Genomic DNA, 22,658 nt, shown 5'->3' with positions numbered 1-22,658 from the left:
CAAAAAGAATGAAAGTTTTAGTAAATGACCCAATTTCCAGGAGCGGAATTGAAGCTCTTGAAAAGGCGGGTTTTGAAGTGACGTCAACCAAGGTTGCGCAGGAACAGTTAAAATCTTATATCAATGACAATGAAATTAATGTGTTGTTGGTAAGAAGTGCCACCAAGGTTCGAAAAGATATTATTGACGGTTGCCCAAGCCTTAAGCTTATAGGCCGTGGCGGTGTGGGAATGGATAATATAGATGTTGATTACGCGAAAAGCAAGGGTATTCATGTCATTAATACACCGGCAGCTTCCTCCTCTTCGGTAGCTGAACTCGTATTTGCTCATTTATTCACTGGCGTTCGTTCCCTGCACGATGCAAATCGTAACATGCCTTTAGAAGGAGATTCCCGGTTCAAGGAGCTTAAGAAAAGTTATGCAGGAGGCAGTGAACTAAAAGGAAAAACCCTCGGAATTATAGGATTTGGCCGAATTGGTCGTGAAGTGGCAAAAATTGCCCTGGGAATCGGGATGAAAGTCATTGCGAGCGACAAGGAAGAAGGAGAAACTGAAATCACGCTGAACTTCTACAATGATCAAGAAATAGTAATTCCTATCAAGACTGAACATGTAGACCAGATCCTGGAGGATTCAGATTATATAACTTTGCACGTGCCCTCTCAAAAAGAACCTGTTATTGGGAAAGAAGAAATTTCCAGGATGAAGAACGGTGTAGGTATCATTAATACGTCTCGTGGTGGTGTTATTGACGAAGAAGCCTTATTAGAAGCTTTGGAAAGTGGAAAAGTAGCTTTTGCAGGCCTTGATACTTTTGAAAATGAGCCTTCCCCTTCTATTAAAATTTTAATGAACAGCCATGTATCTTTGAGTCCGCATATTGGAGCTTCAACAGCACAGGCCCAGGAAAGAATAGGCCTGGAACTGGCAGATCAAATTAAGTCTTTGCTTAAAAATTAGATTTAAATTTTTTTTAGATTTTATTAAATGCTTCTGTTAAAAGAAGCATTTTTTTTGTCAAAAAATCTCAACTATAATGTGTTGGAACAAAAATGTTGTAAATTAACAACAAACGAAAAACACTCAAAAATGGCTTCTATATTAGATTTTTTAGATTCAGACACAGGAAAAGATTTTGTTCAGAAATCGAGCAAGGAAGTAAATGAAAGTCCGGAGAAGGTAAAATCTGCTTTAGGAATGGCTTTGCCCATGCTTCTTGGCGCGATGAAGAAGAACAGCCAGTCTGAAGATGGTAAAGAAAACCTTAATCAGGCCCTAGAGGATGAAAAGCATAATGGCTCTATCCTTGATAAGCTGAAAAGTGGAGATTTATCTTCCATCTTAAATGAAGGCTCAGGTGTTTTAGGTCACGTGTTTGGGGGAAAACAAAACCAGATTTCTGAAGCTGTAAGCGCTGCCATTGGCATGGATAGCTCCAAAGTTACCAAACTTTTAAAAATGGCTGCACCTGTCGTAATGGGAATCCTGGGCAAACAGAAAAGAAAAGATAACGTTGGAAAAAGCGGAATTTCAGACCTGCTGGGTTCTGTAATGGGCTCCAATTCTTCTCACGATCAATCGCTGCTTGAAACTTTTATGGATTCAGACAGTGCAGGTAACGTAGCTAAAGATGTAGCCGGAAAATTGTTTGGTGGTAAAGACAAGGATAAAGGAATTGGAGGCTTTTTTAAAGGCTAGATTCAGTTATGAAATAAATAAAATCAAATGAGAAACCTGCTGTTATTTATCATTTTAGGGTTGTCAATTTACAGCTGCTCTACTACTCGCTCCACAAATGGGGTACTTTACGGTACAACAGATCCAGAACCTTACGACACCACAGATGTTGCCGTAAATGCCGAACAGGATACTGTGGTAATTGCAAATCCTGAACTGGAGTATGAAATTATCATCATAGAGCCCGGGTTTGGCACCTTTTTAAATTCCATAGCCCGTCCTGAAGGTTATTATTCACAGTCTTACCTCGAGAACAAGAACCAGTTTTTGGTGACAGATTACAACCAACGGGTGAAGCAACCTTTACGTTATAACCCAGAGATCTACGCACAGGAAATCAATTATGATCCACAAATTGATTATGGATATGAAGTGAATTACAAGCTCTATAATTACTTCGTTTATCTCACCCGCAGGTTCAACCAAAGCTTTTCTGTGCCAGCCCGTCTTTAAAACCTGTTCATAACAACCTTTTTTAAATCCTAAATTTCCTTTCTGCCGGCTAATTTGTTTTTAATATCTTTGCGGCATGGAAAAACTGAAGGAACGCTGGGGAATTTCCTCTACCGGACAGATAATTTTAATCATCATAGTCTTTGGTTTAACAGGATCTTCTTCTGTTTATGTTGCTAAACCGGTGCTTGAGATAATTGGGTTATCAAGAATGAATTTTTCTCAGGAATTATTTTGGGGTGGTATAAGTTATTACGCTTTAAGAATTGTGCTTGTTTTCCCCATTTATCAGGTATTGTTAGTTGCTTATGGCTGGTTGTTTGGTCAATTCAAATTCTTTTGGTCCTTTGAGAAAACCATGTTGGGAAGAATGGGTTTTTCCAGACTTATTAAATAATTACGGTTGAAGTTTATCACCAAATATGGCTTGATTTTTCTAATTTCACTGCTGTTGTTTCCTGCAGCTGTAAAATTGGCACACGTTTTTGCCAATCATGAACATGCCTATTGTAATCATTATTCAGAAAGTCATTTTCATAAGAAGACTCTGGATTGTGAGCTTTTTAAGTTCCAGCAGGCTGCATTTTCTTTGGGAGCTATTTTTACTTATAAGCTTTACGAGCCCGAGTATGGTAATACTAAACCGGTTTCGGCTTATTTCTTCCTAAGCGATCATCAAAAATTACCTTTCAGCCTTCGCGGCCCTCCTCGCATAGTATAATTATCGAAGTTGTAAGGAGCACTTGCTCTAATTCTATCACTTAAAATTATACAATGAAAAATCTATATTTACTGCTATTTCTAGCAGTGACCACCTTTAGCTATGGTCAAAAAAACAGCGTATACGGAAAAATAACAGACGAATCTACCGGAGAACCAGTGGTTGGGGCAACCATTTTTATTGCAAAACTGGATCGCGGAACCATTACAGATTTTGAAGGAAATTTCAATTTTTCAAACATTTCTTCGGGAAGATATGATCTTCTCATTTCCTCCCTTGGCTATGCCAGTCAAACTCACAGCATTAATATTCCTGTAGAAGAAAGTGTGCAAATTATCCTGTCGCCTTCTGCAATAGAAATGGAAGAAGTCATTATTTCCACACCCTTCCACCAACTTCAAAGCGATAATGTGATGAAGGTGGAAAGAGCCACTTTGGAAGCGCTTAATAGAACGGGAGCTATTAATATTACTGAGGGCCTAAGCCAGTTGGCCGGTGTAGACAATATCACCACGGGTAGTGGTATAGGAAAACCTGTTATTCGTGGTTTAAGTTCTAATCGGGTGTTGGTTTATACTCAGGGAGTACGCCTGGAAAACCAACAATTTGGAGATGAACATGGCCTGGGAGTGAATTCCTCCGGAATTCAAAGCGTTGAAGTTATTAAGGGCCCTGCTTCCCTGCTCTACGGTAGTGATGCCTTGGGAGGCGTACTTTACCTTAATCCTGAGAGCTATGCTTTGGCAGGACAGAGAAATCTTGACGCTAAACTTCTGTATTACAGCAATACCGAAGGTTTTGGCGCAAATACCGGATTCAAATCTTCTGGGGAAAATCTACAATTTTTAATCCGTGGAAATTATGAAGCCCATAGTGATTATCAAACCGGTAGTGATCAACGGGTAACCAATACCCGTTTTAATGAATGGGATCTTAAAACAGGATTAGGTTTCAAACAAGGCATTTACAGGGCAGATTTAAGATATAATCTCAATGCCAGCCGTACGGGAATTCCCGAAGAGATTGGCCTTCAATCTTTGTCTAAAGATGTTATTGAACCCTACCAGCAGGTTCAGAATCACGTTCTTAGCCTGGATAATAAGTTTTATTTCAACAATTCTCGGCTGGATGTGAAGCTGGGTTACCTCTTCAATGATCGTAAGGAGTTTGAAGAACACCATGAACATGAACATGAACATGAAGAAGAACATGAAGAAGAACATGAGGAAGACGAAGAACATGAAGATCATGAAGAAGCTCATGGCGCTGAAGCAGCTTTAGATACACATTTAGAGACGATGAACTATGATGCGAAATACCATCTTCCGGGAATGGGAAATTTTGAAACAATTGTTGGAGTGCAGGGAATGTTTCAAACAAACACCAATCTTGGCGAGGAAATTCTTATCCCCGATGCTTTCACCCGGGACTTCGGAATTTTGGCTACAACCCATTTCCATCGTAAAAAATTAGATATACAAGCAGGATTAAGATACGATAATCGGCTTATTGACAGCGAATCCTACGGACTAATAGGCGAAGAAGGATATATTCCCAATGTAAACCGTGCTTTCAACAGTTACAATGGTGCGTTTGGAATTAAATACAACTTCACCCCTGCTTTTGTCACGAGAGTAAACATTGCAACGGGATTCAGGGCCCCTAATTTGGCCGAACTCACCTCCAATGGAAGCCATCATGGTACGAACCGTTATGAAATAGGAAATCCAGATTTGCAAAACGAACAAAATTATCAGTTGGATCTTGCACTTGAATACAGGAATGAACATTTCGAAGCCTTTACCAATGCTTATTACAACAGCATTAGCAATTATATTTATCTTAATCCAACCGGTGAAATTATTGACGAAAACCCTGTTTTTCAATACGTTCAAAACAATGCCGAACTCTATGGAGGAGAAGCCGGTTTACATATACATCCGCATCCTTTAGACTGGCTGCACATTGAAAGCACTTATGAGCTGGTTATTGGGAAGCAGGAGAATGGAAATTATCTTCCGTTGATACCGGCACAATCCATTTTGAATACTTTAAGATTTGAATTTGGAGAAGAGTTCATGCTTACCGACAGCTACAGTTTTATTAGTGTAAAAAGTGTTTTCCAGCAAAACAACGTTAGTGCTTTTGAAACAGAAACCGGCGCCTACTCTTTGCTGAACGCCGGCCTTGGCGGTTCCTTTGATTTAGGAGATACTGAAATTGAACTCAGCCTTAGCGGAAAGAACCTGCTTGATAAGGTGTATACATCTCACCTTTCCCGTTTAAAATATGATGGAATTCCAAACATGGGAAGAAATTTAACTTTTGGAATAAAAGCCAAACTTTAGTAAAAAAGCTTTAAAAGAAAAAGATCCCTGGAAAATATCATTTTCAGGGATCTTCTATTTAGGGGGACTTTTAAATTTTTACACTGCTTCGACTTCGATATAATTATCCTCTCCGGCTGTTTGTTTCTTCCACACGAAGGTATACAACCACATAAGCGTAAATGTTGGAATTACATCGGTAAAAGGAAGAATTTCTTCAATAAATACAATTGCTGAAGCTAATTTACCATTTCTTCCCGGGTACATTTGAGACATTTTCTTAGCCGCATAAGGTGCCCAGGCAAGATCAAGCAAAGGCCCAATCAAAGGAATGGATACGGTAGCCATACCCAGCACATCGTAGATAACACCTTTAATTAGCAACTTCTTTTTTATCCTGTTCATCGTTTATTTTTCAAATAAAAAAGCAAAAAAGGTGCCAGAATAGCTTCTTTATATTCACTACTTCTTCATCTTATCTGAAAAAGAATCTTTGAGTTTCTGGATTTTAGGATCAATAATTATTTGGCAGTAAGGCTGATTCCTGTGTTGATTGTAGTAATCATGATGCTCCTGCTCAGCTTCATAAAATGTTTCTGCCTCTGTAACTTCGGTCACGATAGGGTCTTGAAAATAGCCTTTTTCCTCAAGATTTTTGATCACCTTTTCTGCAGTTTGCTTTTGCTCTTCAGAATGATAAAAAACCGCACTTCTATATTGCGTTCCCACATCATTTTGCTGGCGGTTAAGCGTGGTAGGGTCATGTGTTGTAAAGAATATTTTCAGAAGGTCTTCATAGGAAACCTGGTTCTTATCATATGTCAGCTGTATTGCTTCTGCATGTCCGGTTCTGCCGGTAACCACTTCACGATACGGCGGATTCTTAATAAAACCTCCTGTAAATCCTGAAACAATTTTTCCTACACCTCTTACCCGCTGAAAAACTGCCTCTGTACACCAGAAACAACCTGCGGCAAATGTTGCCTTTTCAAAATTTTTCTCTTCCATTTTATTAAGATAGGATTTTCGATTTCAAAAGTAATGTCTGCAGCTTTTTAAGTATTCTTTTTAACCCTTTTTTGACATTCAGGTTATTTGTAGGCCCTCTTGTTTGTAACATTTTAAGAATAACTGCATATTTGTGCTGCGAATGAAAATTGAATGAAAACTCTACTCCCCCTCACCTTATTCTGTTGTTTCTTTTTTTGTACAATTACTGCCCAGGAAGAATGGAACCGCGGTACAAAATCCCTGGAAGCTAAACGGGTGCATAATCCGCCTGAAATTGACGGAATCTTAAACGATGAAGCCTGGAACAATGTGGCTGTTGCCCAGAATTTTTTCATGTTAGAACCCGGTACTTCGCCCGAAAGAGCTACACACCGCACCCAGGTGAAATTCATTTATGATGATGAAGCTATTTATATTGGCGCCACCATGAAAGATAATGAACCTGGCAGGATCCTTAGAGAATTTACACAACGGGATAAAATTGGACAATCAGATTTTTTCCTGGTAGATATCAACACCTATAACGACGGGGAAAACCACACCAGGTTTGTCATTACTTCTGCCGGGGCACTTGCAGATGCCAGGATGAAAGGAGATTCTGAAGATTATAGCTACAATGTCGTTTGGCAGGGAGAAATTTTCTTTGATGAAGAAGGCTGGTACGCCGAAATGAAGATCCCCTACTCTGCCCTGCGTTTTCCTGAAAAAGCAATGCAGCTTTGGAGTGTACAGTTTTCACGGCAAATAAAACACCTTAATGAGGTATACACCTGGAATTTTGTAGATAAGGCTATTGGTAAAGCGAGCCATCACCAGGGGCTTTTAACTGGTTTGGAAAATGTAAATCCACCGGTGAGATTGAGTTTGTACCCTTACGCTTCTGCTGAAGCAGATCATTTCGACGGAAAAACAAGATCTAATCTAAGCGCTGGAATGGACATAAAATATGGCATTTCTGATGCCTTTACCCTGGACGCAACACTCGTTCCCGATTTCGGGCAGACTGCATTTGACGACGTGGAATTGAATCTTTCACCGTTTGAACAACAATTCAATGAAAACAGGGCTTTCTTTACCGAAGGAACTGAACTATTTAATAAAGGCGGACTTTTCTACTCCAGGAGAATTGGAGATACTCCAATGGGTTACGGCACTCTTCAGCAGCAATTACTTAGGGATGAAGTGATCGTTGACAACCCTGAACAAGCCAAACTTTTTAACGCTTTAAAAATCTCAGGACGAACAGACGGTGACCTTGGTATAGGTTTTTTTAATGCCATCACTCAAAAAACCTTTGCAGTCTTGCGAAACCCAAGCCACTCTTCCACCAGAGAAGTGGTTACAGAGCCGTTTACAAATTATAATATCCTGGTGCTAGACCAGCAATTCAATCAAAATTCTTCCATTACTTTAATTAATACTAATGTAACGCGAGAGGGAAATTTCAGAGATGGAAATGTGTCAGGATTTCTTTTTGATGTATTTAATCGTTCGAATTCCTTTCGATTTACCGGGGAGGCAAAAATGAGTAATGTAAACCTCATTTCTGGTAATAAAACCGGTTTGGCAACAGAGTTTTCTATTAACCGAACCAAGGGGAATATAAGATATTATGCCGGCCACAGCTTTGCCAATGAAACTTACGACATCAACGATCTGGGACTTAATTTTTATAACAACTACAATAATTTTAGTGGCGGCGTTTCCTATCAGATCTTCGAACCGGTAAAGAAATTCAATGAATTGCGGGTAGATCTTTCGGTTGTTCATGAAAGAAGGTACCAGCCCGATGTTGAAACGCTTTCCGGCGCCGGCTTGAGCTTTATGGCCAGTAATAGAAACCGTTTTTATTATGGTGGCGGTGTAGACTGGCTTTCAGAAACCAGAGATTTTTTTGAGCCCCGCATAGACGGATGGTTTGTGAACTATAATGAAAACTTTGGTGGCAATTTATGGGTGTCTTCAGATTATAGAAAAAAATTTGCCTATGATGTTCGTGCCGGTTATCAGGATTATTTTAATGTAAAACAGCATTTTTGGGAGCTTAGAATCTCGCCGCGTTACCGTTTCAGCAACAGGATTACAGCAATTTATGAGCTGAATTTAGAGCGAACAAATGATCGTAAAAGTTTTGTTACCGTCTCTGGCTCCGATATTATCTTTGGAAATCGTGATATGCAAAGCGTAGAAAACAAGCTTACCACAACTTATAATTTCAATACGAGACAAGCAGTTGATCTCAGCTTCCGGAATTTCTGGTCTGCAGCTAGATTTTATAATGATGAATTTTACCGCCTTAAGAAAAACGGAAACCTGGAGGAGGAAATATATACCTATTCCGAAGAAGAGGATCCTAACGCAAATTTCAACATCTGGAACCTTGATTTAAGTTACAGATGGCGTTTTGCTCCTGGCAGTGAAGCCATATTGCTTTACCGTAATTCCATTTTTAACCTTGATGACCAAAGCAGCATTTCGTATGCTGAGAGCCTGGAGAACCTGTTTGAGAAGCCTTCCAGGCATAATCTTTCCTTGCGAATTGTTTATTTTCTTGATTATAATTCGGTTAAAAACGTCTTTAAAGGTTAATATTGCAAAAGATAAATTCATAGCATGATAGAAGCCCGCGAAATTCACAAATCATATAATGACCTGCATGTTTTAAAAGGTGTCAATTTGCATATTCCGAAAGGAGAAATTGTTTCTATCGTTGGAGCCTCGGGAGCAGGGAAAACCACGTTACTTCAAATCTTAGGAACTCTTGATCTTCCAGACAGAAAAAAGGAAAGTAAATTATTGGTCAACAATACTGATATTTACGCCCTTTCTTCCAAAGAGCTGTCCAGGTTTAGAAATGAGAATATAGGATTTATTTTTCAATTTCATCAATTACTGCCGGAATTTACGGCACTTGAAAATGTATGTATTCCCGCATACATCAAAAAAACTTCAAAAGAAGAAGCTGAAAAAAGAGCAAAAGAACTGCTAGATTTTCTTGGTTTGCTCAACAGGGCAAATCACAAACCCAATGAATTGAGTGGCGGGGAACAGCAACGGGTAGCCGTAGCACGGTCATTAATTAACAATCCCGGAGTTATTTTTGCCGATGAACCTTCGGGAAACCTGGATAGTGAATCTGCAGAAAATCTTCACAAGCTATTCTTTGAACTTAGGAAGGAATTTGGGCAGACTTTCGTCATCGTAACTCATAACCAGGAGCTGGCAGATATGGCAGACCGGAAACTGACGATGGTTGACGGAAATATAATTTGAAGTTAGAAGTTAGAAGTTAGATGTTATAAGTTAGAGGTTAGAAAAAAAAGATTAAAGAAGCTCAATTGAAACGATCTGAATTAAAAGAATTTCTTGATTTCAAAGTTGAACAATATAACACTCCAGAATTTATTGCTTCAGATCCTGTTCAAATCCCTCATTTGTTCAGTAAAAAAGAAGATATAGAAATCTCCGGATTTCTTACTTCCATAATTGCCTGGGGCAACCGGAAGAGCATTCTCAACAACTCTCACAAATTGATGGACCTTCTCGAACAGTCACCGCACGACTTTGTGGTTCAGCATTCTGAAGAAGATCTTGAACGTTTACAAAATTTCGTCCACAGAACCTTTAATGGCGTAGATCTTACATATTTTATAAAATCACTAAAGAATATTTACCTGCATCACAACGGTTTAGAAGGCTTGTTTTCAAAATATGCAACACCAAAATCTCTTCAACCCGCCATACATGAGTTCAAAAAAGTGTTTTTTGAACTACCTCATGAAACGAGAACAGAAAAACATATAAGTGACCCTTTTAAGAATTCGGCAGCCAAAAGGATCAACATGTTCTTACGGTGGATGGTGAGAAATGATAATTCGGGCGTTGATTTTGGAATCTGGAATCAAATCTCTTCTGCGCAATTATCTTGTCCGCTGGATGTGCATTCAGGAAATGTCGCCCGAAAATTAGGCTTACTTAAAAGAAAGCAGAATGATGCGAAGGCATTGTTGGAACTTGATACTAAACTTAGAAAATTAGACCCTATTGATCCCGTAAAATATGATTTTGCACTTTTTGGGCTGGGGGTTTTTGAAAAATATTAAATATTTTAATGATTTTTTCCAGCCGGAAAGAGCTGAAAGTTATCATATTAATTATCTTTATCTTCTTATAAGTATCAAAGCAGAATATGATTGACTCTCATTTACGGCTATCTAAGAAGGAAGAGCAATTCAGTTCAGAACATTTTAACCCACTAAGCCTTTGCCCAGACAAAGATTTTGATGATATCCTGGTACTGGCTTCCCAACTCTGTAGATCATCTGTAGCTGCCATTATTGGGATTACAAACCAGGAACCCTGGATCAAGTCCATCTACGGAATTGAAGATACGGAAACTTTTTTACATCCCTGTTTCTGGAGACCTGTTATGGAACAGGAAAAAATCTTAGGAATCGAAGATATAAAAAAGTATCCCGAATTTGCCCTGGCAAAGGAATTTACATTTTACGCGGGAGTACCACTTATCACAAGAAATAAAACCGTGGGAGTCTTGTATGTGGCAGATAAACAACCTGGCGCTATGAATGGAAACCAGCGCGTTGCACTTGATATTCTTTCAAGGCAGGTTTTAAACCAGGTAGATTACCACAAGCAGCACAATGAACTTTTGAGAGTGCAGCAAAAACTGCAGGAGCGATATAAGGAACTCGAAAAATTTTCTAGCGTGGTTTCTCATGATATCAAATCTCCACTTGCAAATATCATCTCACTCACCGAATTGTTACGGGATGAAAACCAGGGCAATTTCGATGATGATGCCCTACAATATCTTGATTTCCTCATCCAGTCATCTTACAGCCTTCGAAGTTATGTAGATGGAATTTTAACTTTTTATCGAAGTGAGAAAATCCTGGAAAAGGAGAATGAAGATGTAAGTCTTCCAAAATTACTGAAAGGGATAGCAGATCTTTACCAGGTAAATGCCCAGGTTAACATCACGTACCCTGCTCAAGGTTCCCTTCATAAAGTAAACAAGGCCGCGCTTACTCAAATCTTCATGAACCTCATAAGTAATGCGCTCAAATACAATAATAAACCTAATCGCGAAGTAAAAATTTCTTTTGCTAAATCTGAAAATTTCTATCATTTTGAAGTACAAGATAATGGGAATGGCATTCCTAAAGAAGATTTTGAAAAGATTTTCGAACTCTTTACTACATTAAACCACAATGACCGCGATGGAAATCATGGTAGCGGAATAGGACTGGCAACGGTTCACAAGCTAATAAGTCATATGGACGGCTATATTTCTTTAGATTCTGAATTGAACCAGGGCAGTAATTTTAAGTTCAAAATAAAAAGGTTGTAAGCTTATCATTTTCTATATTTGATAAATTTCTGCCGTAGAATGCATTTTCAACATCCTGAATTACTTTATGCGCTCTTCCTGCTCCTCATCCCAATACTGGTACACCTTTTTCAGTTAAGAAAATTTCGGAAAGAAGATTTCACGAACGTAAAATTCCTTCGGAAAGTAAACGAGGAAAAAAGAAAAAGCTCCAGGATCAAAAAATGGTTAATTCTCTGTTCAAGATTGCTTTTACTTGCTGCTGTTATTCTGGCTTTTGCACAGCCCTACCTCCCATCGCGTTCAGGAAACCTTGGCGAGGAACAAGAGACTGTCATATATCTTGATAACTCCTACAGCATGCAGGCAAAAGGAGCCAATGGAATTTTACTGAAAAGAAGTATTCAGGATTTGCTGGAGAATCTTCCACAAGAACGCCCTTTTTCGCTATTCACAAATGACCTGGAATGGAAAAATATCACCTTAAGAGCAGTACAGAATGATTTACAACAAATCGATTATTCTGCCCAAAGTTTAAGATGGAAGGATGTCATTCTAAAAGCAAATGATCTTTCATCTAAAAATCGAAATGCTTCGGTAAATTTTATTGCGATTTCAGATTTTCGGAAAACAAGGGAAAGAGATTATTTTAGCCTGCCTGCTGAATTTAATACCAGACTGGTACAGGTACATGCACAAAATAAACGCAATATCTCTGTCGACACCGCTTGGATTTCAGCCAGAACGATAGATGAGACTATTTTAAATACGACAATATCTGCACTACATACATCTTCCGAAGAAATTCTCGTTTCTCTTTACAATGGCGAGCGGCTAATCGCAAAAAAAACTGCTGTTCTGGGCGATTCCATTGCTGAAATCGAATTTACCATTCCTACAGGAGAATTTGCCAGGGGAAGAATTAAAATTGACGATCCTGGTCTTCCTTTTGACAATCAGCTTTTCTTCAACATTAATGAAAACGAACCTGTTAATGTGGTAATTATTGGAGAGCAAGAAGACTCTTTTCTAAAAAGAATTTACCAAACTCCAGAATTTAATGTATCCTCTTTTTCAGGAAGTCGGGTTGATTATGATATGCTCACCAGTGCAAATCTTGTGGTGCTCAATGAGCTTCCCAAAATTTCCTCTCCGCTTGCCGGCACTTTAAGAAGCCTGTTACAGGAAGGAATTTACCTGGTAATAATACCTTCTGAAGAAGCTGAAATTGATAATTATAATGCCTTTTTCAAGGAAAATGGCCTGCCGGAATTCCGAGGGAAAATCGAGCAGGAAAACCTCATTTCTGAAATATCATTTGAGCACCGACTTTTTCAAACGGTATTTAATGAAGAAGTTTATAATTTTGAATATCCAAAAGTGCAGCAATCTTACAGGATTAACGGCTACCACAGGCCGGTTTTGAGTTATGAGAACGGGCAGCCATTTCTTTTTCAAAGAAATAACAGCTACATTTTTACCGCACCAATAAATTTAGATAACTCCAATTTCCAAATGTCTCCGCTTATTGTTCCTACGCTTTTCAATGTGGGTAACCTGGCGCTAAAATCCACTCAACTTTATTATATACTTGGAAATCAGGCTACAGTAGATGTTTCGGTGGCGACGGGAAGGGATGAAATTCTCAAAGTGGGCTCTGAAGACTATGTTTTTATTCCCCGCCAGCAAAACTATCAGAACAAAGTGGAACTTCAGTTAAATGAAGCTCCTGAACAACCCGGTACTTATAGCATTTTCAAAGGAGAAGAAAATTTACAGGCGATAAGCTTCAACATTAATCGCAGAGAAAACAACCTTGTGCATTACGATTTAACCACTTCTCAAAATAATGTTCACAGCTCAGTTTCCGAAGTGTTTCGAGAGATTGAATTGGAAAATGAAATAGACGCGCTTTGGAAATGGTTTATTATTTTTGGATTGTTAATGCTGCTCACCGAAATGCTCATATTAAAATTTTACAAATGAAAGTTCTAATAAAATCTGCCAGAATCATAGATAATGAAAGTCCTTATCATCAAAAAGTGGTGGACATATTAGTTGAAAATGGCATTATTAGCGAGATTTCTTCCACTATAGAAATTAAAGATGCAGATAAAGAGATCAACTTTGAAAATCTTCATGTTTCCCAAGGCTGGTTTGACAGCAGCGTGAGTTTTGGTGAACCGGGATATGAAGACAGGGAGACCATTGAGAACGGACTAAAAACTGCCTCAAAAAGCGGTTTTACGGCCATTGCTCTAAACCCCGGGAATGATCCTGTCACAGATAACAAAGGTGCCGTATCATTTTTGCAAAATAAAGCTGAAAGGAGTCCGGTTTTGCTCTATCCCATTGGAAGCCTTACAAAAAGGAGCGAAGGGAAAGATTTGGCAGAATTGTACGATATGCAGCAGGCAGGTGCGGTAGCTTTCGGTGATTATAAAAAAGCAGTTTCAAATCCTAATTTGTCAAAAATTGCTTTGCAGTACTCCCAGAACTTTGATGGGTTGGTACAATCATTTCCGCAGGAGAATAGAATCGCCGGCAATGGAAGTGTCAATGAGAACGAAAACAGCACCTATTTAGGTCTTAAAGGCATTCCTGCCCTGGCCGAAGAATTACAGATAGCGCGCGATCTATATATCCTGGAATATACCGGCGGAAAATTGCATATCCCGACGATTTCCACTGCAAAATCTGTAGAAATTATAAGAGAAGCCAAGGAAAAAGGTCTGGATGTGAGTTGCAGTGTTGCAATTCATAACCTGTTTTTTACAGACGATGTACTGAAAGATTTTAATACAAATGCCAAGGTTTTGCCACCGTTAAGAACAAAGGCAGATGTGAAAGCACTCATAGCCGGGGTGAAAGACGAAACTATAGATATGGTTACCAGCGACCACATTCCAATGGATATTGAACATAAAAAAGTGGAGTTCGATAATGCCCTTTTTGGCACATTAGGACTTGAATCGGCTTTTGGGGCGTTGTTAAAAATTTTCTCTTTAAAGACTGTGATAAAAATGCTGAATTCGGGGAAGTCCAGATTTAATCTGCCTGAAGATAGTATTGATGAAGGAAACAGAGCGAATTTTACCTTTTTTGACCCGGAAGCAGCGTACACTTTTAATCTTTCAGACATTTCCAGCAGCTCAAAAAACAGTTTGTTTTTAGGAGCAGAACTTAAAGGAAAGGTTTATGGTATATTTTCTAAAGGAGACTTCCACCCTTCATAAATAAAAGGTTTCCCACAGCTTTTCTTCCCTAAAAAGTAGTAAAAGCCTATCTTTGTTTTCAGAAAAATTAAAATAAAAAGGCCTATGGAACGAACAGCAAACCAGGGAAAGCCGGCAGCCATTGTCGCTTACCTTACCATCATTGGAACCATCATTGCCTACTTTATGAACAATGATGATAAAAATCCTTTTGCCTCCTTCCATATTCGACAGGGACTGGGAATTCATATTACATTTTATGTTATAGGAATGCTGGTAAGTATGTTTGACAGCTGGTGGATCTCCTTTCCTTTTTATATCTTCATTCTTATCCTCGTGGGATATGGAATCGTAAGCGCGATACAGGGAGAATATAATAAAGTGCCGTTGTTAGGGGACAAATTTCAAAAATGGTTTAATACGATTAAATAAATGCAACTAAAAGAACTTGATTTATTCCATAAAATAAGAGAACCAAAAACACCTTCTAAAAAAGCCCCTTTACTCATCATGCTCCACGGATACGGAAGCAATGAGGAGGATCTTTTTGCTTTTGCGGAGGAATTACCCGGTGAATTCTTTATCATATCAGTTCGCGCCCCACTGGATTTACAACCTTACGGCCATGCCTGGTATGAAATACACTGGAACAATAATAATGGAAAGTTTACAGATGAAATCCAGGCAATTGCTTCGCGTGATAAAATTGTCAAATTCATAGATGAGGCCGTTGAAGCATATCCTGTAGATGAGAAAAATGTAACGCTGGTAGGTTTTAGCCAGGGTTGCATCTTAAGTTTTGCAGTCGCACTTTCCTATCCCCAAAAAGTAAAGAATGTAGTTGGTTTAAGCGGTTATATTGATCGGAATATACTTGCGGAAGGTTACGAAAAAAATGATTTCTCTCATCTTTCCGTCTATAGCTCACACGGAACTGTAGATCAAGTCATACCTGTTGATTGGGCACGACAAACAAGGCCTTTGCTGGATGAACTTGGTGTTGCCAATACCTTTTCAGAATTTCCGGTAGGCCACGGAGTAGCCCCTCAAAATTTTGCTGAGATCAAGAAATTCCTGGAGAAAAAGGTGTAATTAATTTTAATCTACTGAAGTGGATAAAGTAAAGATTCCTGCGTCTTAAGGTCGAGATTGTTATCATCATCAATTGAATATTCAATAAAAACCTCGCCCCAGTAGGAACCGTCTGTAAAGCTGGCAATGATCCATTTATGGTTCAGGATCTTGATGTTATTGATCCTCATAAAGCCTTCCATGCCTTCAAATGGGACCAGGTTATTATCTTCGGAAGCTTTATTTCTCCCAATAATTTGGTCTCTCACTCTTTCTGCAATTTCGGATGGATTGTATCCGCGGTTTTCAAAATAGGATAAAGCAGCATCATTTCCCGTGAATGAAAATTCATCACGGCTGTTGAATTCCGCAGTAATCGAGTCGCATCTCCGGCTCATTTCTTCTATCTCATCTTCTATTGCAGAAATTTCCTCATCCTTAGATTCCAGCATTTTACGGGAACTAACATATTGAAAAACAGCAATAAGCACTGCAAAAACTAAAAGGTATAAAAGAAGGGATTTACGCATCTACCGTAATTTTTAAATTATCATATGCCAGATATACATTTTCGGGAAGTTCAGCCTGTACTTCATCATGAAAACCAAGCATATGGCTAATGTGCGTTAAATATGCTCGCTCGGGATTGATCTCTTTGATGAAATGCAGTGCTTCTTCAAGGTTAAAATGAGAATGATGGGGTTCCTTACGCAGGGCGTTAACAACCAGTACATCCACGCCTCTTAATTTTTCAATCTCTTCAGCCTCTATTGTTTTAACATCAGTCAAATATGCAAAGTCTCCAATCCTAAAACCAAAAACCTGCACGCGGTTGTGCATGGCATCAACTGGGGTAATACGGATATTCTTAAAATTAAAAGTTGAGTTCTCAATGATATTCTCCTTCACGCTGGGTGCCCCCGGATATTTATTTTCTGAAGCAAATATATAATCAAAGCGTTTTCTAAGGGATCTCATGACCCTTTCATGAGCATAGATTGGTATGTCTCCCTGTTTAAAGAAGAAAGGCCTTATATCGTCAAGACCTACCGTATGATCGCTGTGTTCGTGTGTAAAGAGAATCGCATCTACCCGATGAACATTATTCGCAAGCATTTGCTGCCGAAAATCTGGCCCACAATCTATTACAAGATTTAGTCCTTCAACATTTATAAGTACCGATACTCTTAATCTTTTATCCTTAGGATTTTTGCTTAAGCAAACGGGATGATCACTCCCAATAATAGGAATTCCCTGTGATGTTCCGGTACCTAAAAATGTAATTTCCAAGAAGCTAAATTTACCACAAAACTAAGGATTATTTTTTTGTTTAGCCTAGCTTATTAGTACCTTTGGAAAGACTTATTACAAGTTGATATTTTAAAAAAAAAGCTATGCCTATCACCATTATGGGGGATCGTGAATTTGAAAACGTTCCTTCAATAAAAAGTAAAGCATTACGCATAAACCTGAATGAAAATATTTATGGTACCTTCTCTGAGATTGGGGCAGGACAGGAAACGGTAAGAAATTTTTTCAGGGCAGGTGGTGCTTCTGGTACTATCGCGAAAGCTATGAGTGCCTACGATAAAGATTTTAGTGACGCCATTTATGGAATTGAGGAAGACAAACGTTATGTTACTGAAGAAAGGCTCATCAAAATGCTTTCTCATGAAACTACCCTGATTGAACAACGTATCTCCCGCGAAAAACATCCCAATAAGCTTTTCTTTACTTATGCCAATACTGTGGCGACTATTGATTTTGCTAAGAAATATAAAGGCCATGGTTGGGTAGGAATTCGATACCAGGTGCATCCTGAGGAGGATTATAATGAAATCCTTCTTCACATTCGCTTTCACGAAAACGATGCTCGCTTACAGCAAAATACCCTTGGAATATTAGGTGTAAACCTCATTTATGGTGCCTATTATAAATATGATAATCCAAAGAAATTATTAAGGTATTTATATGACCATATAGATAAGGATCAAATAGAGATCGATACCATCAACTTTTCGGGACCTCGTTTTGAAAAAGTTGACAACCGTCTTATGAGTCTGCAGCTGGTTAAGAACGGAATGACAGAAGCCGTGATGTTTGCTCCAGACGGCAACAACGTGCTCCCGGCAAAAATCCTTTATAAAAAGAACATCCTTGCCTTACGCGGAAGCTTTAGGCCGGTAACCAAGGTGAACATGGATATGTATAAGCAATCGCTGGAGCTGTTCATCAAGGAAAATAAAGTTTCCAAAGACAATACTGAGGTCATTTTTGAAATTACACTTTCCAATTTAAGAGCTGAGGGAGAAATTGATGAACGGGATTTCATGGATCGGGCGCGCCTGCTTTGTTCCCTTGGGCAGACCGTAATGATCTCCAATTTCCAGGAATATTATCGCGTAGTAGAATATTTCTCTCGTTATACCAAGGAAAGAATGGGGCTTGCCATGGGTGTTCAGAATCTTGTGGATATATTTGATGAAAAATATTACCGCCATTTAAGCGGCGGAATTCTCGAAGCCTTTGGTAAACTTTTCTTCAAAGATCTCAAGGTTTATCTTTATCCACTTAAAGATAAAGATACCGGTGAGATCACTACGAGTGAAAATCTTAAGGTTCATCCAAGAATGAAGGAGCTTTACAAGTTCTTTAAATACAACGGAAAAGTAGTTGATATCGCAGAATATGATCCTAATATCCTGGATGTCTATTCCCGTGAAGTACTTCAAATGATTGCCAGCGGAAAAGGTGGCTGGGAAGACATGCTACCTGAGAAAACGACAGAAATGATCAAGGAATACAATCTCTTTAGCCATAAGAAACAGAAGGAAGCTCAAAAAGCCTAATCAGCAAAATAAATATTTAAGAAAAACTATCTGGAAAGTGCACAAGTTTTATTTTCCAGATAGCTTTTTTTGTTCTTCCTCTTAGAGAGCAGGCTCTGTTGAAAAAGGTGTTAATAATGACCTTTTTGGAATATATTCTTAAAATGGTTTAAAACTACCCTTTATCTTCTTATAAGATGGTTAAACCACAAGGCATTTAGAGAAATAATAGCTTATTTTGAGAGAAACCCAACATTATGAACAGAATTATTGTCCTCCTATTTATATTTCTGAATTTTTCTACTTATTCTCAAACCAGCTTTTCAACATCTGAGTCCCCTTACGAGCTCGACTGGAGTTTTGACGGCCCATACCTGGGCGGTAGTCTGGGTTTGACTGGGGTTGGTTTTTATCTCATTCAGAACAAGGAAGGTTTAACAGAAGAGCAGGTTGCAAATTTAAATAAGGGTGATATTTGGGCCATCGACCGGTGGTCTGCAGGAAATTACTCCGAAAATGCCGATAAAGTAAGTTATTATCCCTTTTTTGGATCCTTTGCCGCACCGGTAGTAATGATGCTGGCAGATAAAGATCAAAGGTCTCACATGGGACAAATTTCTGTAATGTATGTAGAAACAATGGCAACCACAGGAGCTTTGTTCAGCATGTCTGTAGGTTTAATTGACAGGTATCGGCCATTGGTATATGGTGATGATGCACCCATGAGTGAGCGAACTTCAGCCAGCTCTACCCGATCTTTTTTCGCCGGTCATACCGCAGCGACGGCAGCAGCTTCGTTTTTTACTGCGAAAATCTTCAACGATTTTCATCCCGATTCCTGGGCTACCCCTTACGTTTGGGCAGTAGCAGCTGCAGTTCCCGCATATGTGGGATATCTTCGGCACATAGCAGGAAAACATTTCCTTACAGATAACATTCTGGGTTATGGAATAGGAGCTTTTTCTGGTATTCTGATTCCTGAACTCCACAAAAAGGAAAATTCCAACATCAGCCTCACCCCTACTTTTGGAAATTACATGGGTGTTGATTATCAAGGCATGGCCTTTAGGTATACTTTTTAAAATTTCAGAAGTCACTTTGGCCCCGGTGGAAATTCAGTTTTAAAATGCTATTTTTAGCTTTTTAACCAAAATTCCACCATGAAAAGAATTATTCTATCCTTTTTTATTAGTCTGCTGGGAATTTCAGAAATGAAAAGTCAGAAAATTGAAGTTCCCATTGACACTACTATTACGACTTCACATAATGTCACCATACGTGGCGAGAAAATTGCTTATACTGCCACTACAGGAATGCAGCCCGTTTGGAATGAAGATGGCGAACCCATTGCCTCACTGTTTTACACCTATTACAAACGTAACAATGTCAAAGACCGCACGAACAGGCCGTTGGTAATTTCCTTCAATGGTGGGCCGGGATCTGCATCGGTATGGATGCACATCGCTTATACAGGACCACGAGTTTTAAAGATAGATGATGAAGGATTTCCCGTTCAGCCTTACGGTATAAAGGAAAACCCTTATTCCATTCTCGATGTTGCAGACATCGTGTATGTAAATCCGGTAAATACAGGCTATTCAAGAATTATTCCGCAGAAAGACGGCAAGGAAAGAGATCGCAGCCAGTTTTTTGGTGTAAATGCCGATATAAGTTACCTCGGAAAATGGATCAACACTTTTGTTTCCCGGAATGACCGCTGGTTATCTCCCAAATATTTAATAGGTGAAAGCTACGGAACCACAAGAGTTTCGGGACTGGCTCTTGAGCTTCAAAACAGCCAATGGATGTACCTGAACGGGGTTATTCTTGTTTCTCCTACAGAAATTGGTATTGACCGTGAAGGCCCCGTAGAAGTCGCTAACAGACTGCCATATTTCGCCGCTGCCGCCTGGTATCATAATGCACTTTCTCCTGAACTTCAGGAAATGGATCTTGAACAGGAACTTCTTCCGGAAGTAGAACAATATACCATCAATGAATTGCTTCCGGCTTTAGTAAAAGGCGGATTTATGGAAGATGAAAAGAAAAAGGAAATAGCTTCAAAAATGGCATTTTACTCTGGTCTTTCAGAAAAGGTGATTTTACAGAACAATATTGAAGTTCCTTTTCGCTCTTTCTGGAAAGAACTGCTGCGCGAAAAAGGAGGCACAACTATAGGTAGACTTGATTCCCGCTATCTGGGAGTTGATCGCAAGGAGGCTGGAGATTCCCCAGATTATAATGCCGAACTTACATCCTGGCTGCATTCTTTTACGCCCGCTATCAATCATTACCTCGGAAATGAATTGAAATTCAAAACAGATCTTACTTATTATATGTTTGGCCCTGTGCATCCATGGGACAGGAGCCGAAACAATACCGGAGAAAACCTGCGACAGGCAATGGCACAGAATCCTAACCTCGATGTTTTGATTCAGAGCGGGTACTTTGATGGTGCTACTACCTATTTTAATGCAAAATATTCCATGTGGCAGCTTGACCCGAGCGGAAAAATGAAAGACCGCCTAAGTTTCAAAGGTTACCGCAGCGGACATATGATGTATTTAAGAAGTGAAGACCTCGAAAATGCGAATAATGATATTCGGGAGTTTATAATGAACAGTTTACCTGCACCGGACGAACCCGCAAAATATTGAGAGTATATATTGGTTTATAGAAGAGGTTCCGAAAATGACATTTTTGGAACCTCTTCTTATTTGCGAGGTTTAAGTGCAGACTACTAATACCAATTTAGGAGCTTTTACCTTAACAAAAGGCAAAAAAAGCGGTGCATCTTATGGATTTATAATTTTTGCGGCTGATTTTCCCTGCTTTGAATCATTTCTTCCAGAACTTTTAAAACCCCCAGCTCATCATTACTTTTAGCCGAATATTTTGCGGCTGCTTTTACTTCTTCGTGCGCATTTTCCATAGCGTAGCTATAGTGAGAATGGTCAAACAATTCGATATCGTTCAAGTAGTCCCCAAAAGAAATGGTTTCTTCAGGTGAGATATTTTTTAGCTCCTGCACCTTTTTTAGAGCATTTCCTTTTTGCGCTTCTTTATGAGTAAAGTCAATCCATATCTGTCCCGATAATTTTACCTGAAAATCCTCTTTTAAATGCTTTACATGTGGATAGCTATTTGCTTCAGCACCAGAAAGATCACAAATAGTAATCTTCAGGATATCATCATCTTCAACCCTAGTTAAATCAGGCACTACCTCGTATTTTTCATAATGCTTCAAAAAAGGATCCATGAATTCAGGATCGGTTTCTTCTATATAGGCAGATTTTCTTCCGCATAAAACAAGGTACTTCCCTCCTATTTCTTTCACTGTATTGATCACCTCTAGAGCCTTTTCTCTCTCGATAGGCTGCATGTGCTTTTGCTCTCCGTCTTCCATAATTATAGCACCATTTTCAGCAATAAAGATCATTCCTTTTTGAACGGAATGCAGCTTTTCCCGAAGACTGTAATATTGCCTCCCGCTGGCGACGGCAAAGTTGATGTTCTGTTCCCGTATTCTCTCCAGTAATGGATAGAAACTTTCATCTAATTCGCCTTTGCTATTCAACAAAGTGCCATCCATATCGGTAATTACCAGCTTAATTTTAGAAGAATCCATAGGTATTTTATCAGTTTAAAGGAGCAAAAATAGCAGATGCATGCCTCAAAGAACTTATTGTATTGTTAAAATTCCATTAAGTAAAAAGATGCGGACCTTCACCCTGAAAGAAGAGGATATAAAAAAATCTATGGATGGTAAAAGAAGAGCTATTGAAAAAAAATGGATCGAATGCTTTTGGAGAACACTAAAGTACATTTGCATTTATTTAAATCCTCCTAAAAACGGAATTGAACTCTATTAAAGAATAAGAGGTTATAACGTTTTCGGCTCTAAGATTGCGCTAATTTGTAACGGAAAGAGTTTTCGTCACAT

Annotated in this window: 23 protein-coding genes; 18 read left to right on the top strand and 5 right to left on the bottom strand. The window is 38.9% G+C overall.

The window, feature by feature from the left end; all coding sequences use genetic code 11:
- Positions 1-8: 8 nt before the first annotated feature.
- From ACOV1Q_RS06440 to ACOV1Q_RS06415, 6 genes are all read left to right on the top strand, one after another.
- Complete coding sequence (locus tag ACOV1Q_RS06440; RefSeq protein ID WP_424493571.1) at positions 9-962, top strand: D-2-hydroxyacid dehydrogenase; 954 nt, start codon at positions 9-11, stop codon at positions 960-962.
- A 129-nt stretch (positions 963-1,091) separates the two neighbouring features.
- Positions 1,092-1,700, top strand: coding sequence for a DUF937 domain-containing protein (locus ACOV1Q_RS06435; RefSeq protein WP_424493570.1), 609 nt, complete (start codon positions 1,092-1,094; stop codon positions 1,698-1,700).
- Between the two features lie 27 nt (positions 1,701-1,727).
- Positions 1,728-2,192, top strand: a complete 465-nt coding sequence (locus tag ACOV1Q_RS06430) for a DUF6146 family protein (protein ID WP_424493569.1) — start codon at positions 1,728-1,730, stop codon at positions 2,190-2,192.
- A 76-nt stretch (positions 2,193-2,268) separates the two neighbouring features.
- Positions 2,269-2,589: a DUF6787 family protein gene (locus ACOV1Q_RS06425; RefSeq protein WP_424493568.1), complete on the top strand. Its 321-nt coding sequence runs from the start codon at positions 2,269-2,271 to the stop codon at positions 2,587-2,589.
- 6 nt (positions 2,590-2,595) lie between these two features.
- A complete protein-coding gene (locus ACOV1Q_RS06420) occupies positions 2,596-2,913 on the top strand; it encodes a hypothetical protein (RefSeq protein ID WP_424493567.1) in 318 nt (105 codons plus the stop codon).
- A 53-nt stretch (positions 2,914-2,966) separates the two neighbouring features.
- Entirely contained in the window at positions 2,967-5,261 is a 2,295-nt protein-coding gene (locus tag ACOV1Q_RS06415) for a TonB-dependent receptor (RefSeq protein WP_424493566.1), read from the top strand.
- 78 nt (positions 5,262-5,339) lie between these two features.
- Here the strand turns inward: ACOV1Q_RS06415 and ACOV1Q_RS06410 are convergent, their stop codons facing one another.
- Both ACOV1Q_RS06410 and msrA read right to left on the bottom strand, forming a co-directional pair.
- On the bottom strand, positions 5,340-5,645 hold the full coding sequence (locus ACOV1Q_RS06410; protein ID WP_424493565.1) for a hypothetical protein: 306 nt from the start codon (positions 5,643-5,645) through the stop codon (positions 5,340-5,342).
- Positions 5,646-5,702: 57 nt separating this feature from the next.
- On the bottom strand, positions 5,703-6,248 hold the full coding sequence (msrA, locus tag ACOV1Q_RS06405) for a peptide-methionine (S)-S-oxide reductase MsrA (protein WP_424493564.1): 546 nt from the start codon (positions 6,246-6,248) through the stop codon (positions 5,703-5,705).
- Positions 6,249-6,401: 153 nt separating this feature from the next.
- Here msrA and ACOV1Q_RS06400 point away from each other — a divergent pair, with 153 nt between their 5' ends.
- From ACOV1Q_RS06400 to ACOV1Q_RS06365, 8 genes are all read left to right on the top strand, one after another.
- A complete protein-coding gene (locus ACOV1Q_RS06400) occupies positions 6,402-8,840 on the top strand; it encodes a DUF5916 domain-containing protein (protein WP_424493563.1) in 2,439 nt (812 codons plus the stop codon).
- Positions 8,841-8,864: 24 nt separating this feature from the next.
- On the top strand, positions 8,865-9,524 hold the full coding sequence (locus ACOV1Q_RS06395) for an ABC transporter ATP-binding protein (protein WP_424493562.1): 660 nt from the start codon (positions 8,865-8,867) through the stop codon (positions 9,522-9,524).
- A 65-nt stretch (positions 9,525-9,589) separates the two neighbouring features.
- On the top strand, positions 9,590-10,354 hold the full coding sequence (locus ACOV1Q_RS06390) for a TIGR02757 family protein (RefSeq protein WP_424493561.1): 765 nt from the start codon (positions 9,590-9,592) through the stop codon (positions 10,352-10,354).
- 86 nt (positions 10,355-10,440) lie between these two features.
- Entirely contained in the window at positions 10,441-11,622 is a 1,182-nt protein-coding gene (locus ACOV1Q_RS06385) for a sensor histidine kinase (protein ID WP_424493560.1), read from the top strand.
- A 39-nt stretch (positions 11,623-11,661) separates the two neighbouring features.
- Entirely contained in the window at positions 11,662-13,587 is a 1,926-nt protein-coding gene (locus ACOV1Q_RS06380; protein ID WP_424493559.1) for a BatA domain-containing protein, read from the top strand.
- Complete coding sequence (locus tag ACOV1Q_RS06375) at positions 13,584-14,837, top strand: dihydroorotase (protein WP_424493558.1); 1,254 nt, start codon at positions 13,584-13,586, stop codon at positions 14,835-14,837. The genes ACOV1Q_RS06380 and ACOV1Q_RS06375 overlap by 4 nt, the downstream gene beginning before the upstream one ends.
- Before the next feature lie 84 nt (positions 14,838-14,921).
- The gene (locus tag ACOV1Q_RS06370) at positions 14,922-15,248 is read left to right on the top strand and encodes a DUF4870 domain-containing protein (RefSeq protein ID WP_424493557.1); all 327 of its coding nucleotides are present in this window, start codon (positions 14,922-14,924) and stop codon (positions 15,246-15,248) included.
- Entirely contained in the window at positions 15,249-15,908 is a 660-nt protein-coding gene (locus ACOV1Q_RS06365) for an alpha/beta hydrolase (protein WP_424493556.1), read from the top strand. It abuts the gene before it with no gap.
- 11 nt (positions 15,909-15,919) lie between these two features.
- On the opposite strand, the gene ACOV1Q_RS06360 is transcribed toward ACOV1Q_RS06365, so the two are convergent.
- Both ACOV1Q_RS06360 and ACOV1Q_RS06355 read right to left on the bottom strand, forming a co-directional pair.
- A complete protein-coding gene (locus ACOV1Q_RS06360; RefSeq protein ID WP_424493555.1) occupies positions 15,920-16,417 on the bottom strand; it encodes a hypothetical protein in 498 nt (165 codons plus the stop codon).
- Positions 16,410-17,177, bottom strand: coding sequence for an MBL fold metallo-hydrolase (locus ACOV1Q_RS06355; RefSeq protein WP_424493554.1), 768 nt, complete (start codon positions 17,175-17,177; stop codon positions 16,410-16,412). Before ACOV1Q_RS06355 ends, ACOV1Q_RS06360 begins: the two co-directional genes overlap by 8 nt.
- Before the next feature lie 104 nt (positions 17,178-17,281).
- Between ACOV1Q_RS06355 and ACOV1Q_RS06350 the strand changes: the two genes are divergently transcribed.
- The 3 genes from ACOV1Q_RS06350 (at position 17,282) to ACOV1Q_RS06340 (ending at position 21,372) form a co-directional block, all read left to right on the top strand.
- Positions 17,282-18,736 carry a TonB-dependent receptor gene (locus ACOV1Q_RS06350; RefSeq protein WP_424493553.1) on the top strand — a complete coding sequence of 485 codons (1,455 nt, stop codon included), beginning with the start codon at positions 17,282-17,284 and terminating at the stop codon, positions 18,734-18,736.
- 236 nt (positions 18,737-18,972) lie between these two features.
- Entirely contained in the window at positions 18,973-19,797 is an 825-nt protein-coding gene (locus tag ACOV1Q_RS06345) for a phosphatase PAP2 family protein (protein WP_424493552.1), read from the top strand.
- A 78-nt stretch (positions 19,798-19,875) separates the two neighbouring features.
- Entirely contained in the window at positions 19,876-21,372 is a 1,497-nt protein-coding gene (locus tag ACOV1Q_RS06340) for a S10 family peptidase (RefSeq protein ID WP_424493551.1), read from the top strand.
- Between the two features lie 146 nt (positions 21,373-21,518).
- On the opposite strand, the gene ACOV1Q_RS06335 is transcribed toward ACOV1Q_RS06340, so the two are convergent.
- A complete protein-coding gene (locus ACOV1Q_RS06335) occupies positions 21,519-22,343 on the bottom strand; it encodes an HAD family hydrolase (RefSeq protein WP_424493550.1) in 825 nt (274 codons plus the stop codon).
- Between the two features lie 40 nt (positions 22,344-22,383).
- Between ACOV1Q_RS06335 and ACOV1Q_RS06330 the strand changes: the two genes are divergently transcribed.
- Positions 22,384-22,587 carry a hypothetical protein gene (locus tag ACOV1Q_RS06330; RefSeq protein ID WP_424493549.1) on the top strand — a complete coding sequence of 68 codons (204 nt, stop codon included), beginning with the start codon at positions 22,384-22,386 and terminating at the stop codon, positions 22,585-22,587.
- The last annotated feature ends 71 nt before the right edge of the window (positions 22,588-22,658 follow it).

This window comes from Salinimicrobium maris (assembly GCF_049680855.1).
GTDB lineage: Bacteria > Bacteroidota > Bacteroidia > Flavobacteriales > Flavobacteriaceae > Salinimicrobium.
The sequence above is the reverse complement of the archived record's forward strand: the minus strand, read 5'-3'. Positions and strand labels throughout refer to the sequence as shown.

Coding starts and splice junctions, on each gene's coding strand:
- ACOV1Q_RS06440 (WP_424493571.1), top strand. CDS start 9: ATGAAAGTTTTAGTAAATGACCCAATTTCCAGGAGCGGAATTGAAGCT.
- ACOV1Q_RS06435 (WP_424493570.1), top strand. CDS start 1,092: ATGGCTTCTATATTAGATTTTTTAGATTCAGACACAGGAAAAGATTTT.
- ACOV1Q_RS06430 (WP_424493569.1), top strand. CDS start 1,728: ATGAGAAACCTGCTGTTATTTATCATTTTAGGGTTGTCAATTTACAGC.
- ACOV1Q_RS06425 (WP_424493568.1), top strand. CDS start 2,269: ATGGAAAAACTGAAGGAACGCTGGGGAATTTCCTCTACCGGACAGATA.
- ACOV1Q_RS06415 (WP_424493566.1), top strand. CDS start 2,967: ATGAAAAATCTATATTTACTGCTATTTCTAGCAGTGACCACCTTTAGC.
- ACOV1Q_RS06410 (WP_424493565.1), bottom strand. CDS start 5,645: ATGAACAGGATAAAAAAGAAGTTGCTAATTAAAGGTGTTATCTACGAT.
- msrA (WP_424493564.1), bottom strand. CDS start 6,248: ATGGAAGAGAAAAATTTTGAAAAGGCAACATTTGCCGCAGGTTGTTTC.
- ACOV1Q_RS06400 (WP_424493563.1), top strand. CDS start 6,402: ATGAAAACTCTACTCCCCCTCACCTTATTCTGTTGTTTCTTTTTTTGT.
- ACOV1Q_RS06395 (WP_424493562.1), top strand. CDS start 8,865: ATGATAGAAGCCCGCGAAATTCACAAATCATATAATGACCTGCATGTT.
- ACOV1Q_RS06385 (WP_424493560.1), top strand. CDS start 10,441: ATGATTGACTCTCATTTACGGCTATCTAAGAAGGAAGAGCAATTCAGT.
- ACOV1Q_RS06380 (WP_424493559.1), top strand. CDS start 11,662: ATGCATTTTCAACATCCTGAATTACTTTATGCGCTCTTCCTGCTCCTC.
- ACOV1Q_RS06375 (WP_424493558.1), top strand. CDS start 13,584: ATGAAAGTTCTAATAAAATCTGCCAGAATCATAGATAATGAAAGTCCT.
- ACOV1Q_RS06370 (WP_424493557.1), top strand. CDS start 14,922: ATGGAACGAACAGCAAACCAGGGAAAGCCGGCAGCCATTGTCGCTTAC.
- ACOV1Q_RS06365 (WP_424493556.1), top strand. CDS start 15,249: ATGCAACTAAAAGAACTTGATTTATTCCATAAAATAAGAGAACCAAAA.
- ACOV1Q_RS06360 (WP_424493555.1), bottom strand. CDS start 16,417: ATGCGTAAATCCCTTCTTTTATACCTTTTAGTTTTTGCAGTGCTTATT.
- ACOV1Q_RS06350 (WP_424493553.1), top strand. CDS start 17,282: ATGCCTATCACCATTATGGGGGATCGTGAATTTGAAAACGTTCCTTCA.
- ACOV1Q_RS06345 (WP_424493552.1), top strand. CDS start 18,973: ATGAACAGAATTATTGTCCTCCTATTTATATTTCTGAATTTTTCTACT.
- ACOV1Q_RS06340 (WP_424493551.1), top strand. CDS start 19,876: ATGAAAAGAATTATTCTATCCTTTTTTATTAGTCTGCTGGGAATTTCA.
- ACOV1Q_RS06335 (WP_424493550.1), bottom strand. CDS start 22,343: ATGGATTCTTCTAAAATTAAGCTGGTAATTACCGATATGGATGGCACT.
- ACOV1Q_RS06330 (WP_424493549.1), top strand. CDS start 22,384: ATGCCTCAAAGAACTTATTGTATTGTTAAAATTCCATTAAGTAAAAAG.